The sequence below is a fragment of the Ktedonospora formicarum genome, assembly GCF_016587355.1.
Classification (GTDB): domain Bacteria; phylum Chloroflexota; class Ktedonobacteria; order Ktedonobacterales; family Ktedonobacteraceae; genus Ktedonobacter; species Ktedonobacter formicarum.
On record NZ_BNJF01000001.1, the window covers coordinates 1,913,335 to 1,933,017 of the forward strand.

Sequence of the window (19,683 nt, forward strand, 5' to 3'; positions counted from 1 at the left end):
TAGGATGATACAATGCTTGTCAACTCTGATTGCTAGCAGTCTCGACGTGAGACTGCAAACAAAGAATAGCACTCGTCGGGGTACATTGTCAAGACCTACATATAAAGGGTTTCAGCACAGAAGTAAAGCACTTTGCAGCAGAGAGAAGATGAGAAACCTCCTGATGCCGATGATTCATCGAGGAAAGCAAAGAGAAGGGCAGGTTGGAGAAACCAACCTGCCCTGCAAAGAAGTCGCTAAAGCTATGGTACGAGAGGCACATCCTCTTTGGTAGGCAACAGCATATCATTGAAACCGCCAGGACGCCTCCTTTTGCCACCTCCTCCATGATTATCCGTGTCCTTCGGCGGAGTCACGCCCTTGACTGTTGGCGACTGACCATCAATGACCCAGTCACACTGCCCACTCCCTGCCAGTCCATCAACTGGGGAAAGGTTACAGGAAATGCTCACCCCTGATGGCTTCTCGAACGTCGTAGGTCCCTTCAAACCAACTGCGGTCTGATTATAGACATCTTTGGGGCAACTAATCTGAGCTTGCATAGAGGCATTGATCGCTGCACAGGAGCGACCCGAGGCATATTCCATGACCGCATGCCAGATTGGGGCAGCACCAGTGATACCTACCACCCCATCATTCATAGGCTTACTATTAGCGTTGCCTGACCAAACACCAACGGCAATTTTCGGTGTATAACCAATCGCCCAGTTGTCAACAAAGTTCTCTGTGGTACCTGTTTTCGCCGCTACCTGATAATTGGTGCAACTCGGATAGGGTGGGCTCTGACCACAGGAATTGCCCTCCATATCATAGAACGAAAGGTCATGGTCGCCAGGGAACTCACGAGCGCGAGAGGGTTCGTCTGTCAGCACAGAAGTCAGCATGTAATTGACCTGGCTGGAGAAGACGCGCGTCCCCTTTATCTTTGAGGTATCCTGATGTAAGAGGTTATGCCCATAATTGTCCCAGACATCGAGGATACTTGTATAGGGAATATGCACTCCATCATTAGCAAAGGTCTGATAGGCACTCGTCATCTCTAGCGGTGTGATACCAGCCGTACCCAGCACCATACTCACGCCCTCACAAGTATAGAGCCCTTTACATCTAATATCTGGATCGTTTTCCCTAGCCTTCACTTCGGCATCAATGCCAGTAATGCCCATCATCCGAGCATTGTTGACCACATTATTGAGACCGGCGTAGGTGATAGCCTTGACGGCAGGAATGTTGAACGAATTCTCCAACGATTGGCGAATCGTTGCCTGCATCCCGGCAATGTTATTGGCCTTGCCACCGTAATCGGTGGGGTGATAGGTATCATCGTTCTTTATGCCTGACGAGCCGCCATTTGGGAAATAGGAATTAATATCAGGCAGGATAATGCCAGGATTCCAGCCCATTTGGAAGGTGGTCGCATACACAATAGGTTTGAAAGTCGAACCCGGCTGACGCGTAGAGGTCGTTACATTGACGGGTCCCGCTACTTCTTTATTCTCGCTCGGCTTATTGTAATCGACACTCCCATTCATCGCCAGAACTTCGCCATTCTTGGCATTGATCACAACCACAGCACTATCATTGACCCCCAGGTCTTTATTCAACCTAGCGAAGGTTCCAGCAAAGCTACCAAACTTCTGATAGGAAGGCTGGGTAATAAAGTACTTGGAGGCGCTCTCAACGTACTTTTGCAGCGTCATATCAAGCGTAGTGCGAATGTTGAAGCCGCCAGTCAGGAAGAGGCGCGCACCCAATTGATTATCGCCATGCCCAAGCATCTGTACGGCCTGATTTGTCACCCAATCAACAAAGTGTGGCGCTTTCTTCACCGGAGTATAAGGCTTGAACTTCCAGGAAGCAGTGAGCTTCTCTGCCTGCTGGATCATGTCATTATTCAGGGGCTTGCCGCCAACGGTGACCGTCCCCATATCCAGCATATTATTAAGCACGTCTTTCTGACGTCCCAGGGCGGCCTTAAATGTATCCTCGTTAATGGAAGGATCGAATAATGTTGGGTTATTAGGAATAGCGGCCAGTAGCGAGGCCCGCGCCAGTCCAAGGAGAGGATCTTCTTTGCCCTTGGAGTTGAGGCTCAGCTTTGAAATGGCAGGCGTACACTTGAAGGTCTTCTTGTCGCAAGTAGGTTGCAAGCCGAAGTAATGCTGGACGGCTGATTCGATGCCTAGATCCTGAGCCCCATAAGGGACGCTATTAAAGTACATCTCCAGGATCTTCCACTTGGGATACTGTTGCGTCATCCCCAACGCCAGAGTCGCCTCAACCAGTTTACGTGTGTAATCGACCTGATCATTTCCAGTCAGGTTCTTAATCACCTGCTGCGTAATGGTACTACCACCACCACTACGAGTCACAGCGGAACGGAGAATGCCCTGTGGATCAACACCGGCATTTTCCCAGAAGGTGCGGTCCTCAATGGCAACCTGGGCTTGCTGCAAGATCTCTGGGATATCCTTATAGGAAACAGGAGTCAGGCGGCCCTTACTGCCCGTACTCTGGTCATAGCTCTCCGCGATAAGTTGATTGTTACGGTCATAAATACGCGTGGTCTGAGGATTCGCCATGTTCGCAATCCCTGAGACCTGGGTTGACTCCTTCTGGTAATAGTTATAGCTGTAGAGGCCACCCAGGGAGGAACCCATCAGACCAATAGTTGCCAGAATGATGGCGGCAATACCAGCAATCTTGCCAATACCAAATTGCTCACGCTGCCAGCGATCACGACGACGACGCATCCTATACGCCACACGTGTACTTAGCGAACGTTTCCAGGGAGTATTTCCTTTGGGCTGATCCTGGATAGTAGGAAGCATGCCCTGGGGACGCTGCGGATGATACAGTGCCATCGGCGGCTCAGGTTGCGTGTAGCGATTGCGTCCCATCGCGCTCATCTTACCCGAGACCTGCTTTACAAACCGCATCATATCAAAGCCTCTGCCTTGCTGCTGCGGACTCGCCGGAGCGAAACTTTGCGGCGAGGGAGCCTGCGGCGGCTGTTGCTGTTGAGACCTCGTTGGCAGGAATTGCGATGATGGATTTCTCGGGTTGCTCGGAATTGGTGAAAACTGCGCGGGTGCGCCAGAACCTGGAGCAGGACGCTGGAGCGTCCGCCCAGCAAGCGGATCGGGTCCGAGCGCTGGCGACTGCGGTTCAAGTGGCGGTGACTGCTGCTGGCGATAACTGCTCAGCAAACCACCGCCCTTCTTAACCGGTCCCTGATTTGGAGGTGCGCCAGTATTAGTATCTGGCTGATTCCAGGAGTTACTCATATGCTCCCCTTCTTTCCGGCGGCAGCTTATGAATAGTGCATCGATTTGAGCTCACGAGAACTATCCTACAGGTAATTACCACTTTGCACCTGGTGCGATAGCGCTGCGCCAAAATATTCATTGATTTCAATGTATGCGGTCCAAAAAAAACGTTTTCTACTTCTCACTACAATCTCAGAAGGTATTCTACTAGCATTTCTATGCATTTCCCAGCCACCCATGACCCCATTACTGATATCCTCTCAAACCTCCACAATTCCCCTAATTACCTATAAGAACGGATCAGAACAAACAAGTTAACGAAAGGAGCCATTGGTAATCAGGCAATAAACGCACTATATCTATTGACATTAGTTCATATCACAAATCAAAGGAGCTATCTCACAGTGTATCGTCGCTAATAGTACTAATCTGATGAGTATGGCAGTAAGAGCAATAAAGAAAAGGGCAGGCTGGAGAAGACCAGCCTGCCCTTGAAATGGAAACTACTAGCTACGGAATGGGGGTCCCGTCGTCGGATGGTGGTAAGCCCTCAACCGGTGATGGAGGGTCTCCATTCACATCCTGCGGATTGCCAATTCCCTGATCGCTGTTTTGGTTCATATTGCCATTGCCATTGCCATTGTTGTTGGTTGTCGTCGATGGCGGCACCGTAGGCGTAGTAACACCTGGTACGGTGGGAGATTGACCATCAATGACCCAATCACAGATGCCGCTGCCAGCTAGACCATCAGTCGCTGACATCGTGCATACACGTGACACCCCAGATGGCTGCGTAAAGGTGGTCGGACTTGTCATGCCTGCTTTCTTGGGATCGAACCGCGAGATTGGGCAAGAGATCTGCGTCTGCATCGCGGCATTGATATCAGCACAGGGGCGGCCCGAAACAAACTCCATCACCGCGTGCCAGATAGGGGCCGCACCAGTGATACCTACCACACCTTCAGCCATGTTACTACCATTGGCATTACCAGCCCACACACCTACCGTCGCTCTCGGCGTATAACCAATCGTCCAGTTATCTTTAAACGAGTCGGTAGTACCTGTTTTCGCACCAACCTGATAGGTGCTACAGGAAATGTAGGTCTTCACTGAGCTTGGGCAGCTAGGGTCCCAATCGTAAAACGAGAGGTCATGGTCACCTGGGAACTCCCTCTGACGCGATGGCTCGTCGGCCAGCACCGAGGTCATGAGATAATTGACCTGGCTGGAGAAAACCCGTGTGCCCTTCACTTTGCTCACATCCTGATGGAAGAGGTTATGTCCATAATTATCCCAGACATCCAGGATATTCTGGTAGGGCATATGCACCCCATCATTGGCAAAGGTCTGATACGCGCTGGTCATCTCCAACGGCGTGATATCCACCGTACCAAGCACTGGTGTTAGGCCATAGCACGTCAGAGGCTTATCACGATCACACCCTCGCTTTTGCATATCGCTATCGATGCTTGTGATACCCATCATACGAGCATTGTTAAACACATTGGGCAGACCCGCGTAAGTCATGGCCTTCACGGCTGGTATGTTAAATGAATTGGCGACAGACTCACGTATGGTCGCCTGTGGGCCAGCGATCTCATTTGGCTTCCCACCGTAATCGGTAGGAGAATAGTTCCCTTCCGCTGTGTTGAGCAGACCAGCGGAGTTGCCATTGGGGAAGTATGTACGGATATCTGGCAAGATGATGCCAGGGTTCCAACCCATCTGGAAGGCTGTCGCATACACAATAGGTTTGAAGGTCGAACCAGGACCACGCACGCTGGTCGCGACATTGACGTTACCGCCGACCTTTTTACTGCCACTCGGGTTATAATAATCGATGCTGCCACTCATAGCCAGCACCTCGCCCGTCTTCGAGTCAATCACGACCACAGCGGCATCATTCAGGTTCAAGTCTTTATTTACTGTGGCATAACTTCCAGCATAACTACCGAACTTCTGATATGTCGGCTGGGTGATAAAGTACTTTGAGGCATTCTCAACGTACTTTTGCAAGTTTGAATCGATGGTGGTGCGAATGTTGAAGCCACCGGTCAGGAAGAGGCGCGCACCTAATTGATCATCGCCATGCCCAAGCATCTGAATAACCTGAAGCGTCACCCAGTCGACAAAGTGCGGGGCTTTCTTCACCGGAGTATAGGGCTTAAACTTCCAGGAAGCGGTCAGCTTCTCAGCCTGCTGAATCATTTCGTCATCCAGCGGCTTACCTCCAACAGTGATCCCCACTGCTTTCATCTGTCCAAGCACATACTTCTGACGTTCCAGAACCTTAGCAAGCGTAGTCTCACTAACGGTTGGATCAAAGAGTGTTGGATTATTAGGAACTGAGGCCAGTAGCGAGGCACGCGCTAGGCCCACAAGAGGATTCTCCTTATGCGTTTTGGGATCAATGTTAAGCTTAGCAACCGCTGGCGTACACTTGAAGTTCTTATCGCAAGTAGGCTGCAAGCCAAAATAGTCACGCACAGCCGATTCGACCCCAAGATCCTGGGTCCCATAAGGGACGCTATTGAAATACATCTCCAGGATCTTCCACTTGGGATACTGCTGCGTCATCCCCAACGCCAGAGTCGCCTCGACCAGTTTACGCGTATAGGTCCCCTGGTCCTGCCCAGACAGGTTCTTGATTACCTGCTGGGTGATAGTACTACCACCACCATTGCCAGATGAGAAGGCACGTAAGATACCTTGCGGATCGATACCTGCGTTATCCCAGAAAGATCGGTCCTCGGCTGCGACCTGGGCTTGCTGCAAGATCTCTGGGATATCCTTATAGGAAACAGGAGTCAAGCGCCCCTTGCTACCCGCGTTCTGGTTATCGTAACGCTCAGCGACCAATTGATTGTTACGGTCATAAATACGCGTGGTCTGAGGATTCGCCATGTTGGCAATTCCCGAGACCTGAGTTGACTGCTGCTGGTAATAGTTATAGCTGTAGAGGCCACCTAGGGAGCCGCCTATCAGACCAATGGTTGCCAGAATGATGGCGGCAATACCAGCGATCCTACCAATACCAAATTTCGAGCGCTGCCAGCGATCACGACGACGGCGCATCTTATACGCGACGCGCGTGCTTAGTGAGCGCTTCCAGGGTGTTTCGAGTTGAGGCAGGTCCTGGGTAGTAGGAAGCGGGTTTTGAGAGCGCTGTGGGTGATAGAGCGACATCGGCGGCTCAGGTTGCGCGTAGCGATTGCGTCCCAACGCAGTCATCTTACCCGAGACCTGCTTCATAAACTGCATAGCATTGGAGGCCCATCCTCGCTGCTGAAATGCAGGGGCCGCAGAGCGTTGCGGTGCAGGCTGAGGAGATTGCGATGGCCGTAATTGTTGGGATTTCGCCGGCATCTTCGACGGTAGAAACTGCGATGAAGGGTTCCGCAAACTACCCGTAGGCGGCGCAAACTGAGAGGGCGGGCCAGAACGGGCAGGCGATCGTAGAGGGCTACGACCGGCGAGCGGATCAGGTCCGAGCGCTGGTGATTGCTGCTCAAGCGGTGGCTGCTGCTGACGATAATTACTCAGCAAGCCTCCTGTTTTCTTGACCGATCCTTGGTCACGTACGGCGTCTGTATTGGTATCTGGCTGATTCCAGGAATTACTCATATGCCTCCTTTCTTGCTCGACGACAATTGTCTAGCAATGCAAAGCGTCGAGTACCTGAGAGGGATCTGACAAAGGTCAATCATTACACACCTTTTGATACAATTTGCACCATTACTATTTATATGCATATATGCTGATTTGTATAGCTGCAAGAAATAACGCCATTTCTCAAACAATTGCAGAATTATTATGACGTCTTCCTGTCCATTCCCCAACCGATCACCGCCATGTCTGCGCATAGGGTAACATAAACATCTCGAGTTTTGCCAATCACCTATAAGGACGGTAGAGGGCCATCACCTTAACGAGATAGCCCACCTGTATACTGGCAATACACGCAAAATCAACATTGACAATATTTAATATAAGAGATCGCAGCGCGTATATCAGGATGTACCTTAGGAGGATGGTACTAATCTAGCTGGCATGGTCGCCTTTCGGTACGGTATAGAACATTTATGAGAAACAGGACTAAATGACTATGTGGTAATGAATTGACCACTGCTGTAAACTCTTCTAAATTCAAGAAATAGATTGCAGCCCTTCCAAAGAAATTCTTTAATAATTTTGTTAAGAAAAGTGATAATCAATGCTATTTGATAGTTTAAATTGACAACTACATAATTGTTTTAATGCATGCAGCCTAATTACTTTAAATCATATGTTAGAGCAGCACAACATGAGAAGTTATAATGCCTGAGTTTTCACGCAAAGGCACCACATGACACATGATGATATGGGAAGAAAAGGGGAAAATGCATACAGAACTCGACAGCATCAGGTATAATGGGGAACGGTATATTTCAATTAACGAGTCTTGAGCATGGTGAGAGGAGCCAGCCGGTTTATGCATCCAGGTGCCACAGGGACTCCGCACAATCGAGATCGCAATCGACAGAGATATGTTCTGAACAGGCTCTTATTCTGCCTGGGAATGGGCCTGCTGATACTGGCAAGCAACGCTTCGCTGGTTATGGCGAAGAGCTATGAGATACAAGACGCGATCACAGTAACTTCTCAGACGCAAAAGATCGATTTTCCTAAAAGCATCGATTTTCAACTAAGCGCACGGGACGCTGGCGGCTCAATTACGCAGGCCACGCTCTACATCATGACACCAATGGGAAACGAACAAGAACAACATACCGTTGTCGCCTCTCAACCAGGAGCCATAGTACATCTGAGTTGGCATGAAACATTCAAAGAACGCAACTTTCTGCCACCTGGAACTCCCGTAACCTATCACTGGGAGATAAGTGATAGCGCAGGGGGAAGCCATACCAGTGATACCAGGAGCTTCCAGGTAAACGATACGCGCTATAACTGGCAAGAGAGCGATGAGAACAAGGTACAGATCAAATCCTACAATAATAATGAAGCAACAACGCAAGCACTCCAGACAAATGTAGAGAAAGCGCTCAAGACCATTACCCAAAACCTGGGGAAGGGTCCCAACAGACCAATCACACTCTGGATCTACAAGGATCGCAAGACATTTAAGAGTGCACTTCCACCTGATACTGAGGAATGGGTTGGGGGCATCGCTTTCCCTAATATCAATCAGGGCATGTTCGTCGTCGAAGATCCACAGGATAGTACCTTGATTCGCGACCTACCTCATGAGATGACGCACCTAATCTTACATCAGGTCGCATCCACAAACCTGGACATCCCACGCTGGTTCGACGAAGGTCTGGCGGTCTACAATCAAGAGTATCACGAAGGCGAGATGTCGTTTCAGCTACGCGAAGCCTTCAAGAGCCACACCCTACTACGCCTGACCGATATCACAGACAGCTTTCCAGCCGACGGAGATGAGGCATATCTCGCCTATGCTCAGAGTTGGAATCTCATTGACTACATGTACAAAACCTATGGGCAACGCAAAATGGATGCTCTTTATCAGGCGATGCAAAACAATTCACAAAGCTTTGATGGTGATTTGAGCCAGAGTCTTGGGACGGATACCAGCCACCTGGAGAACGCATGGCGACTCGCCAACCACCAAGCTCCCACGCTCACAGGCAATGAGGAACACCAGGGTACACAGCCAGCCACGCAAACCATGCCAGAACCTTCTACCTTTCAAAGAAATTTGCTGCTTACACTAGGCATCATTTTATTGCTCTCGCCTGAAATAGTATTGGCAGGTTACTTTGTCTACCGCCGACAGGTACGCATTCGCCGTGAGCAGCAGCTAGTGGCACAACAGGCACAACACATACTCGACGAGACATTCGCTCCCCACCAGCCGCCATTTCGGCAGTATTTCAACACACACATGACCAACTACTCACAATATCAACCACCAAATAGAGATAAAATGTAATGCACCATACATACGGAGGATAGAAGATGGAAGGGAACAAAGAGCAAGATCAAAATCGTCAGGCACACTATTACCCCTCTGACTCACTCCCACTCGAACAACTTATGCACTGGATCGCTTTTAGCCGTGTTATGGGTATCGGCCCGGTCCGCTTCCGCCGCTTACAGGACCATTTCGAGAGCGACATGCGAAGGGCTTGGAGAGCCACGCGTACCGAACTAGTGGAGGCTGGGCTGGATGAGAAGGTAAGTGAGAAGTTCATCTATCAACGCGCAAAGATCGAACCAGAGCTAGAACTAGAGCGACTGGAGAAACGACGTATTCGCGTGCTTACCTGGCAAGATGAGGATTACCCTCCCCTCTTAAATCAGCTAGAGTATGCGCCACCTGTGCTCTATATCTATGGACAACTTAATGACGATGATCGGCAATGTACGCTGGGTATTGTTGGCACGCGACGCATGACAAGCTATGGGCGACAGGTCACTGAGCGCTTTACAGGCGATCTTGTCAAGGGCCAGGTAACAATTATTAGCGGTCTGGCGCTGGGAGTCGATACGGTCGCACATAGCACCGCTCTAGATGAGGGAGGTAGAACCATCGCGGTCCTGGCAAGTGGGCTGGACACCATCTATCCCCCTCCTAATCGCTCCCTAGCAAAGCGCATCGTGGAATCCGGACAGGGGGCACTCATCAGTGCCTTTCCGCTAGGAGTACGACCAGATGCAGGCAACTTTCCCGCACGCAACCATTTAATAGCTGGGTTATCGCTGGGCATCCTTATTACTGAAGCGCCTGCAAGAAGTGGAGCACTCATTACCGCCAACTCAGCCTTGCAACAGGGGCGAGAGATCTTTGGCGTCCCACATAGTATCTTTTCGCCGGGAGGCGAAGGTGTCAACAAACTGCTACAGGAGGGAGCACATCTGGTTACGAATGTAAAGGATATCATCGAGCGGCTCAACATCCATATGCTTCCCCAGCAGATTGAGGTCAAGAAAGCACTTCCTGCCAACGCGGAGGAGGAAGTCTTACTAGCTCTACTCAGCCAAGAGCCACGCCACATCGATGAGATCATTCGCGAGTCAGATCTACCCGCCAACAATGTCACCGCAACACTAACAATCATGCAGCTAAAAGGTATGGTAAAAGATATGGGTGGGATGAGCTATATCATACTTTAAAGACCTGATAATCAAAATTAAGATATAGAGGCAATACCATACCTTTACATAGGCATATACTGACTTTCCACCTATTGCTAGTAACAACTGGCAGGAGAGCAGGTAGAATAGAAGAGTGGGCTCGGAAGGTATAAGAGAAGGGCCAATAAAAATAAGCAGGCTTGATAGACGGAGGTTGTACGTGATACAGCTCGCATACTTGCTGGCGGCAACACAGGGTAGCATACTCGGAGAAGAACGGCAAACACGTTTTCAGGGATTTAGTCATGACGCACGCCAACTCTTACCCGACGAAATGTTTGTCGCGGTACGCGGAGAGCGCGGCGATGGGCATGATTACATCTTTGACGCGATTGAGCGGGGAGCGACAGGGCTGCTAATCGAAGAGCAGAGGCTACGCGAGCTGAGTGCTGACAAACTTGAGAGACTAAACCAGATTACAACCGTTGTTGTCGACGACACCCGGCAAGCGCTCCAAGCCTACGCCCACGACATCTTACAGCGCTGGCAACCAACAATTATCGCGGTCGCGGGCGGCGTTGGCAAGACTAGCACAAAAGAAGCCATTGCCAGCATCCTGGCGCGCAATTACGCGACCTTCCGTAGCTGGAAGAATTATAATGATCTGCTCGGCATCCCCCTCTCGTTAGGCAGGCTAGAACCACATCATGAATACGCAGTCCTGGAACTCGGGTGTGACCACCCAGGCGAGCTACAAGACCTGTGTAACCTCATCAAACCTCAAATTGGCGTCTTGACCAATATTACGCCCGTTCAACTTCAATATTTTGGCACCCAGGCTCGACTGGCGGAAGAATTTGGCGAACTGCTGTACAGCTTGCCCCCTGATGGCGTCTTCTGGCTTAACGACACAGATGAACGCATTCTGACCCTGGTTGAGGACTACCAGCGCGGAGAACACACAACTCGCATTCAACCACTTGGACTGGCGACTATTGACGCAGGGAAGGTTCACGTAGGCTGGGAAGGACTCGCATTCAACATTCCAGGAGACGAGGAGGCAGACACTCCAATTACTCTGGCTTCGCGCTTGATTGGCCGACACCATGTAGCGACCATGCTCATTGCATACCGTGTCGCACGCGATTGTGGAATGAGTCGAGAAGAGGTGATTGAGGCCATTGAGCATCTAGAGCCGCTCCAGGGACGGTTACTCCCCCTGGCAGGCATCTACGAGTCGCGACTCCTTGACGACACCCACAATGCCTCACCTGCCTCCGCTCTAGCTGGTCTGCACACCCTCAATGAACTCCTGCCAGAAGGAGGCAAACGCATTGCGATCCTGGGCGAAATGCTCAACCTGGGAATCTACCAGGATGAGGCATATCAACACGTCGGGAAGCTGGCGGCACAATGCACAGACTACCTGATCCTGCGCGGCGAGAGCACAGCGATGATCGCGGAAGCGGCCAGGCGCGCCGGGATGAAGAGCGAGCAGATAGAACTGGTTTCGACACATGAGGACGCAGCTCAGATCGCACGGCAGATACTGGGACGAGAAGGAGAGGCTGGACGCAATGTGGTCCTGATCAAGGGGTCCGAGGCGACACGCATGGAACGTGTCAGCGAGCGGCTTATGGCAAAGCCCGAAGAAGCCCAGGAGCTCTTAATACGACAGACCCTAGGCTGGAAACAGATCATCGTTCTACAAACCGAGCGACCAACCTGGGTCGAAATCGACCTGAGCGCCATCGGTAACAATGTACGTCGGATACGCGAAATTGTTGGACCACAGGTCAGAATCTTGATCAGCCTGAAAGCCGATGCCTATGGACATGGCGCAATGAAGGTTGCACGCACCGTCCTGCACAATGGAGCAAGTATGCTGGGAGTCGCCACTCTGAGCGAGGCCGAGTCGCTCCGCGATGCGGGTATCGACGCACCAATCCTTATCTTCGGCTATATTCCCTACTGGCAGATGCGTGAAGCCGTACAACTAGGTGTGACCTTAACATTATATAGCAATGAATCAGCACAGGCTCTTTCGCGTGCGGCGCAAGCCCTTCGCAAATCCGTACATGTTCACATCAAGGTTGATACCGGCATGGGAAGACTAGGTATCCGTAGCGAACGGCAAGAGGAGATCCTGGCGCTGGTACGCGAGGCGCGCAACCTGGAAGGGCTGGTAGTCGAGGGTATCTACACCCACTTTGCCAGCGCTGATGCCAGCGACAAGACCTATGCGCGCACACAGCTAACGCGCTTCCAACAAATCTTAGAGGCCCTTGAACGCGAAGGCTTACGCCCGAAGGTTGTTCACGCCGCCAATAGCGCTGCTACCCTGAGCCTACCTGAAGCTCACTTTGATATGGTCAGACCGGGAATCGCCATCTATGGCCTGGACCCCTCGGAAGAAGTTCGCGTACCTGAAGGGTTTCGCCCCGCTCTCTCTTTCAAGACCCAGATCGCGCAGGTCAAACTGGTTCCAGCAGGGGAATGCATCAGTTACGGCTGCACCTACATCACCAAACAGGCGACACGCGTTGCCGTCCTACCAGTAGGATACGCAGACGGCTTCAGACGCGCCCCGCGTAATTGGGAGACAGTATTAGTTCATGGGCAGGAAGCGCCCATTATCGGGCGTGTTTGTATGGATCAATGCATGATTGATGTGAGTGCCATTCCCCAGGTGCGCATGGGGGATGAAGTAGTACTCATCGGGAAACAGGGCGAAGTCCAGTTAACCGCAGAAGAAGTTGCACGCCGCCTGGGAACCATCAACTACGAAGTCGTTGCTGAGATCCTGGCCCGGGTGCCACGTGTAGATTAGCGGCGAGTGGGATCGCTGAATCCTGGCTGTAGAACAATAAGATTAGCCGCAAAGTGTATTGCTGACCTACGCGGCACAATTGCTCAACAATAAACAAAACTTGAGATGTGATGAAGACGTATTATATAGAGAACGGACATGCGTCATCAACCAGGTAAGCTGAACAGAACTATATAGCCAAGGATACACCCATGCAACGAGAGCTACTCGCATCACATACCCAGACCCCACGACAGGCTAGCGCCATCCTGATCGCCAACCCAACCTCGGGAAGCTATATCAATAATCGACAGCAGATCGAAACCACCGTACGCTTTCTCCAGGAACATGGTTGGAAGGCGCGCCTGGAACTTACACAGCAGCAAGGCGACGCCAGGCGTATCGCCAGAGAAGCAGTTGAGCAAAAGCAGGATGTAGTCGTCGCGATTGGCGGCGACGGAACCATTAATGAAGTGATTCAAGAGCTGGCGAATAGCGAGACCGCGCTTGCGACAGTGCCCAGCGGCACCGTAAATGTGTGGGCCAGGGAAGTTGGTATCCCACTAGATAACACCAAGGCGCGAGACGTACTCCTGCATGGAGTCACCCGTCGCATTGACCTGGGACAGGTCAACGACAATTATTTTTTATTGATGGCGGGAGTGGGATTGGATGGCGAGGTTACGCATGCCGTAGAGAAAAAATCCGCCAAGAGGCTAGGCATACTGGGATATCTCCTGGTTGGGCTCTGGAAGACGCTCACGTATAAAGGCTTTCGTGTACATCTGATTCTGGATGGCGAGCAGGAGATCAAAACTCACGCTATGCAAATTGTCGTTGGCAACACACAGCTCTACGGTGGTGCCGTCAAATATACCTGGAAGGCAAAATGTGATGATGGTTTACTCGATGTCTGCATTGTACGTAGTCAGGGCTTTTTAAGTACCGTCCTGGTCACCCTGGACCTGCTCTTACATCGTCATCGGCGACGGCAATGGGTGCGCTACGAAAAGTGCCGGGAATTACAGGTCCAGACACGCCACGCTATCGCCATTCAGATTGATGGTGATCCCCTCAGCTTCACAAAGAAGCACGGCGAGAATGCAACAGTATTTAAGATTATTCCACAAGCACTCAAGGTCATCGTGCCAAAGCAAGGACCGATCGATATCTTTGCGCACGATCCTATGGAATAAAAAGTACGCCAATAACTCGCCACCAACGTTTTTTACCCCTCCTATAATAATGTAGTCAGGAATCCGTACGATTGAAGTTTCCACGTAGGCGAGAGGATACTGAGAGAAATGCCAAAAGCAGCATTACATGAGCGACAACAGGAAATACTTCAGGAGGAGCGCCGCATCGCCACCGAGCTTCAAGCCTGTCTGGCAGGCTTCGTAGGCACAGATGCCCATGCCGAAACATTGCGTCAGGTGACCTCCTCACTAGAAGATCTGTTTCTGCTGGTAGTAGTCGGAGAATTCAATTCTGGCAAATCAGCGTTGCTTAACACCCTTTTACGCCAGGAAGTCATGGAAGAGGGCGTACTCCCTACCACCAGCCAGATCGCGATCCTCCGCTATGGTGAACAACGCACAATTCATGAACGTGAAACACGAGTCCAGGAGATCAGCTACCCGGCTGACTTCTTGCAGAATATCAGCATCGTCGACACCCCAGGAGTTAATGCTGTGCTGCGTGAGCATGAGCAATTAACAGAAGACTTCATTCCTCGTAGTGACCTAATCCTCTTCCTTACCTCAGTAGATCGACCCTTTACACAAAGCGAGCGGCTCTTTCTAGAGCGTATTCGCTCCTGGGGTAAGAAGATCATCATTATCTTAAACAAAATTGATCTCCTACGCGTTAAAGGCGATCTGGCGAAGCTCGTCCGCTTTGTGCGCGACAACTGTAAACAACTGCTAGGCTTTCAACCAGAGATCTTTCCCCTCTCAGTGCTCAAGGCGCAGCAGGCGCAGCAGGAAACAGGCACCCAGGCCATCGCATTGTGGAATGAGAGCCAGTTTGGCAAATTGGAAGAATACCTCTTCCAGACGCTTGATGCCGAGGAGCGCATTCGCCTGAAGTTCCTGAGTCCACTGGGCGTAATGCAGCGCATCTGGGGAGAAGCGCAAGAGGCAGTAGAACAGCGCAGCAAGCTACTAGCCGAAGACGCACGCACCGTCCAGACCATTGAAGAGCAACTTGAAGTCTATCGCGAGGATATGGAACAAAGCTTCTCACACCGCCTGGGTGAAATCGAGAACATCATCCTGAACATGCAGGTACGTGGCAATAATTTCTTCGATGATACGATCCGTCTTGGGCGCATCTTCGATCTGATCAAGAGCGAGCGTATTCGCCACGAGTTTGAGCAAGAGGTAACTGGCGATAGCGCGGCACACATCGACGCAGGTGTGCAAGAACTCATTGATTGGATGGTCGAGCAAGAGCATCGGCTCTGGCAAAATATCATGGAGTACCTGGATCGTCGACGCCAAACCAGCGTACGCAACGACGAAAACATGATTGGCGCAATCAGCCGACAGTTCGACTATAATAGGCGAACATTGCTCCAGGCAGTCGCAAGGCAGGCACAGAACGTCGTTCAGAGCTACAATCGGCAAGCGGAAGCGGAACAGCTATCGCAAGACCTACGCTATTCAGTAACCCAGGCAGCTATCGCGGGCGCGGGTGGCATTGGACTGGGCGCGGCGATTGTCGCCCTAGTAGGCACGGCAGCGGCAGATGTCAGTGGTATTCTGGCAGGCGCGGTCCTGCTCAGCCTGGGGCTCTACATCATTCCGGCACGCCGCAAGAAGGCCAAGCAAGAGTTTGAGATCAAGATGGCGGCACTGCGTAAGCGTCTACACAACGTTATGCAAGAGCAATTCAGGCGCGAACTACACAACTCTATGCAGCGTGTACGCGACTCTATCGCCCCCTATACGCGCTTTGTGCGCACTGAGCAGAAGCGCGTTGAGACAACACAGGCAGGCCTGAGCAGGATAGAGAAGGACATCAACGTTCTCCGCATAGAGATTCAGGGTCCCCAACCAAAGACAGAGGAAGTGGTCCAGGAGGCAGTTCCACACGCAGTCGCACAACCCAAACGGGCGGAATAACAAAAGCTGGGAGCGCTGAGTGTTTGACATCACTCAACGCTCCCAGCTTTTACGGACTCCGCAGGCGACCTAGTCACTGCTTGTCGCGGTACTATCTTCGAGCAGAGTATCTTTCCCAATCTCTTTGATCTCCTCCCGAGCAAGCCGACTATGGTGCACGCCATAGAGGAAATAGATGATGATACCAAGTACCAGCCAAGCAGCAAAACGTATCCAGGTAATCAACGGTAGGTAAAGCATTAACCCCAGGCAGATAAGAGCCGCCAGGATTGGCACAACTGGAACACCAGGAGTACGAAAGGCCCGATGCATATTGGGCTGAGTGCGACGCAAGACCAGCACTCCAATTGAGACCAGCACAAAGGCCAGTAGCGTCCCAATATTGACCAGTTCCGCTAGATCACCAATCGGCGTAAAGGCAGCTATCGTGGCCACGATCACGCCCGTAACAATGCTGATGCGATAGGGTGTACCGAAGCGAGGATGCACTTTAGCAAACCAGGAAGGCAAGAGATGATCCCGGCTCATGGCGAAGAAGACGCGGCTCTGCCCCAGCATCAGAATCATGACCACAGCCGTTAAGCCACAGATGGCCCCTACAGAGACCAGACCAGCGGCCCACGATTGCTTGATAATCTCAAAGGTTGTCGCCATGGGCGCGGCAGTATTTAACTGCTTGTACGAGACAATACCAGTCATAATAAGCGAAACAATGATATACAAGGTGGTACAAATTGCCAGAGAGCCAAGGATACCGATAGGCATATCACGCTGTGGCTTCTTCGTCTCTTCAGCCGTTGTGGCAACAATATCGAAACCAATGTAGGCGAAGAAGACGATAGCCGCTCCTGTAATCAAGCCACTAATTCCATAGACCTCAGGCGGGAAACCCAGGATCAACTGTAAGAAGGGCGACTCTAACACCCCTTTACCAGCGACACTCTGCGCGGGCGGAATAAAGGGTGTCCAGTTGGCAGGATGAATGAAGAAGATGCCAAAGACAATAAAGAAGACCACAACAGAAAGCTTGATGATGGTAACCACAAGATTAAAGCGTGAACTAGTATGAACTCCCATCACCAGGATAGCGGTCAAGACCAGGGCAATCATAGCTGCGGGTAGATCGAGACGCAAACCAGGAAGCAAGCCCGGCAATAAGGCTGCTTTGCCTGTAATTACGCCGGGCAGGAAGATACCCAGGCTCTTGAGAATCGAGACGAAATACTGCGACCAGCCAACCGAGACCGTTGAGGCCCCTACCAGGAACTCCAGGATCAGGTCCCAACCAATGACCCAGGCAATGAACTCACCCAGAGCAGCATACGAATAGGTATAAGCACTTCCAGCAACTGGAACGGAACTCGCGAACTCTGCATAGCAGAGCGCAGCCAGACCACAAGCCACACCAGCCACCATGAAGGAGATAGCGATACCAGGGCCAGAGTAATTAGCCGCAGCAGTCCCGGTCAGGACAAAGATGCCAGTGCCAATAATAACACCGATACCAAAGACAATCAGATCAATAGGTCCAAGCGTCTTGCGAAGTTGATGCTCTGGCTCCTGAGTGTCTCGAATCGATTGTTCTACGGACTTGGTACGAAAGATATTCATACGAGGAAAGCGACCTCCCATCCAGATTATGCCTTGAAGTGAATAGAGTGGATACTATCAAATATCTAGCCTCCCATCCACCATTTAGAGGATGCAAAGTACACATCCTCCCATTACTATCATACAGGTAAGGCATAGTACTTCCAGGCTTTCTCTCGATTAGACATGAGCCTCTAAGCAATTGTATGTGCCTATATGAGCGGCAAAGAAAGCCACTCAAAAGATAAATCGCCACACAGAAACGATCTCTGCGACCGAATTACCTCCCATAGAAAGGCGGAGGGCCACGCCTGTAGGCGTGGCCCTCCTCTGCCTGGGCAGTTGGTACTCCTGTGTTACCGGGGGTCGAGCAGCGAGACGATGTCCCTCACTGCCTCTCCGACCGTGCGCCGGCCCGGGAGCTCGGGGCGAGCCTGAAGGGCCTTCTCGATCATGTCCTGGGCCTCCGAGCCCAGAGGCAGGTCCGAGAGGTCCGAGAGCGTCTTCCGCAGCTGGCCCTCACTGTAGCGCGCCAGGTTGCGCTCTCGCAGCGCGTGGTGTGTGGTGGTGTTGGTCAGAACACCGACCACGACGCCCGCCGCAGCCAGAGCCAAGAACTGCCACTTTTTCATGATGCCTCCCAGCATCGAGACCTGCTGATAGAACAGAGGCCTCTTGTGGATTGGAGTCATCGCCTCGCGCTAGACCAGCTTGTGAGCATAACTGCAACGGTGGGCAAATCCTCCTCGAATGATACTTCTTAGTATACCTGACTCATCATCTGTTTTCAAAGATCAAGTGGGCAAGAAATGCATGTTTTGTTGCAAACAATGAGCACGCAAGCACGGCTGAAAAATAGCCAATTGAAGTCTTACACTCATATCCCCCCACACTGTACAAAATGTTGTGTAGCCTATCCAGACAGAAACGAACGTGAGCGATCCGGGTTTTGAGATTCAAAACCCGGATCGCTCACATGTCTCTAATATCTCTATAAAGGAGCTCTTATAAAGAGGAGATAATTGGCAGGAAAACTCAGGTCCAGGCTGAAAGGAGTTCGTCGAGGGAACCGCCAATGACGACAGTGTGCCCGGCGGGGAGAGTTGTGTCCGTAGCGCTGGCGGCAATGATCTTGCCCATTTCGTCGGCGGTGGGCAGAGCGCCCAGCGAGGAGCGACGGCCCTGCGTCAGCCCAGGGGCTGCACGCTCAAGCAGTTTGGGGGTAATCGTGCCCTCAATAAGATCACCAGTCACGACCAGCAAGCGGATACCACGCGCTTCCAATTCTGCCATGCGCGCACGTAACTCTTGCTCGCCAGCATACTTGGAGGCAGCAACCTCTTCGTAATGAGGGATCTGCTGTACACGACCATAGAGGTGCGCCCAATGGCTGGTCACAAAGACCACTGTACTGCCGCGAGGCATCAACGGAAGCGCAGCATCTAGCAGGGCCACCTGAGCATCACGGTTAATCAGCATAGGATACTCAGGATTGCTGACCAGCAGATCGCGCTCCATGCCCCCTGAGGCATTCAGGATCAGCAGATCAAGAGAGCCAAAATGCTCACGCAGGGCGTTGAAGAGCCGCTCCCGATCCTGGGAATTAGTAATATCACAGCCAAGAGCCTCGGCCTGGACATGGTGCGTACGCGCACTGGTCGCGACTTCCTCCGCGCGTACTGCTTTATTGCGGTACGTGAAGAGGACATTGTAGCCACGTGAGGCAAGAGCCAGCGTCGCGGCCGCGCCAATACCACGCGAGCCACCGGTGATGAGGGCAGTTTGCATAGAT

The 19,683-nt window shown here is 51.6% G+C and carries 10 protein-coding genes; 6 read left to right on the plus strand and 4 right to left on the minus strand.

The window, feature by feature from the left end:
• Nucleotides 1-242: 242 nt before the first annotated feature.
• Both K3T82_RS08215 and K3T82_RS08220 read right to left on the minus strand, forming a co-directional pair.
• A complete protein-coding gene (locus K3T82_RS08215; protein WP_220192996.1) occupies nucleotides 243-3,287 on the minus strand; it encodes a transglycosylase domain-containing protein in 3,045 nt (1,014 codons plus the stop codon).
• A gap of 492 nt (nucleotides 3,288-3,779) precedes the next feature.
• On the minus strand, nucleotides 3,780-6,893 hold the full coding sequence (locus K3T82_RS08220; RefSeq protein ID WP_220192997.1) for a transglycosylase domain-containing protein: 3,114 nt from the start codon (nucleotides 6,891-6,893) through the stop codon (nucleotides 3,780-3,782).
• An 847-nt stretch (nucleotides 6,894-7,740) separates the two neighbouring features.
• On the opposite strand from K3T82_RS08220, the gene K3T82_RS08225 reads away from it, so the two are divergent.
• From K3T82_RS08225 to K3T82_RS08245, 5 genes are all read left to right on the plus strand, one after another.
• On the plus strand, nucleotides 7,741-9,222 hold the full coding sequence (locus tag K3T82_RS08225; RefSeq protein ID WP_220192998.1) for a peptidase MA family metallohydrolase: 1,482 nt from the start codon (nucleotides 7,741-7,743) through the stop codon (nucleotides 9,220-9,222).
• 26 nt (nucleotides 9,223-9,248) lie between these two features.
• A complete protein-coding gene (gene dprA, locus K3T82_RS08230) occupies nucleotides 9,249-10,406 on the plus strand; it encodes a DNA-processing protein DprA (protein ID WP_220192999.1) in 1,158 nt (385 codons plus the stop codon).
• A 181-nt stretch (nucleotides 10,407-10,587) separates the two neighbouring features.
• Entirely contained in the window at nucleotides 10,588-13,197 is a 2,610-nt protein-coding gene (gene alr, locus K3T82_RS08235) for an alanine racemase (protein WP_220193000.1), read from the plus strand.
• Nucleotides 13,198-13,388: 191 nt separating this feature from the next.
• Complete coding sequence (locus K3T82_RS08240; RefSeq protein ID WP_220193001.1) at nucleotides 13,389-14,372, plus strand: diacylglycerol/lipid kinase family protein; 984 nt, start codon at nucleotides 13,389-13,391, stop codon at nucleotides 14,370-14,372.
• Nucleotides 14,373-14,480: 108 nt separating this feature from the next.
• On the plus strand, nucleotides 14,481-16,301 hold the full coding sequence (locus K3T82_RS08245) for a dynamin family protein (protein WP_220193002.1): 1,821 nt from the start codon (nucleotides 14,481-14,483) through the stop codon (nucleotides 16,299-16,301).
• A 69-nt stretch (nucleotides 16,302-16,370) separates the two neighbouring features.
• Here the strand turns inward: K3T82_RS08245 and K3T82_RS08250 are convergent, their stop codons facing one another.
• Nucleotides 16,371-17,912, minus strand: coding sequence for an amino acid permease (locus tag K3T82_RS08250; protein WP_236031055.1), 1,542 nt, complete (start codon nucleotides 17,910-17,912; stop codon nucleotides 16,371-16,373).
• 332 nt (nucleotides 17,913-18,244) lie between these two features.
• Here K3T82_RS08250 and K3T82_RS08255 point away from each other — a divergent pair, with 332 nt between their 5' ends.
• Nucleotides 18,245-18,655, plus strand: coding sequence for a hypothetical protein (locus tag K3T82_RS08255; protein WP_220193004.1), 411 nt, complete (start codon nucleotides 18,245-18,247; stop codon nucleotides 18,653-18,655).
• 271 nt (nucleotides 18,656-18,926) lie between these two features.
• Here the strand turns inward: K3T82_RS08255 and K3T82_RS08260 are convergent, their stop codons facing one another.
• Nucleotides 18,927-19,679, minus strand: a complete 753-nt coding sequence (locus K3T82_RS08260) for an SDR family oxidoreductase (protein WP_220193005.1) — start codon at nucleotides 19,677-19,679, stop codon at nucleotides 18,927-18,929.
• Nucleotides 19,680-19,683: the final 4 nt, after the last annotated feature.

Bases quoted from the DNA above. Each gene is read 5' to 3' on its own strand.
- K3T82_RS08260 (WP_220193005.1), bottom strand. From the start codon at position 19,679: ATGCAAACTGCCCTCATCACCGGTGGCTCGCGTGGTATTGGCGCGGCC.
- dprA (WP_220192999.1), top strand. From the start codon at position 9,249: ATGGAAGGGAACAAAGAGCAAGATCAAAATCGTCAGGCACACTATTAC.
- K3T82_RS08250 (WP_236031055.1), bottom strand. From the start codon at position 17,912: ATGAATATCTTTCGTACCAAGTCCGTAGAACAATCGATTCGAGACACT.
- K3T82_RS08245 (WP_220193002.1), top strand. From the start codon at position 14,481: ATGCCAAAAGCAGCATTACATGAGCGACAACAGGAAATACTTCAGGAG.
- K3T82_RS08220 (WP_220192997.1), bottom strand. From the start codon at position 6,893: ATGAGTAATTCCTGGAATCAGCCAGATACCAATACAGACGCCGTACGT.
- K3T82_RS08215 (WP_220192996.1), bottom strand. From the start codon at position 3,287: ATGAGTAACTCCTGGAATCAGCCAGATACTAATACTGGCGCACCTCCA.
- K3T82_RS08240 (WP_220193001.1), top strand. From the start codon at position 13,389: ATGCAACGAGAGCTACTCGCATCACATACCCAGACCCCACGACAGGCT.
- K3T82_RS08225 (WP_220192998.1), top strand. From the start codon at position 7,741: ATGCATCCAGGTGCCACAGGGACTCCGCACAATCGAGATCGCAATCGA.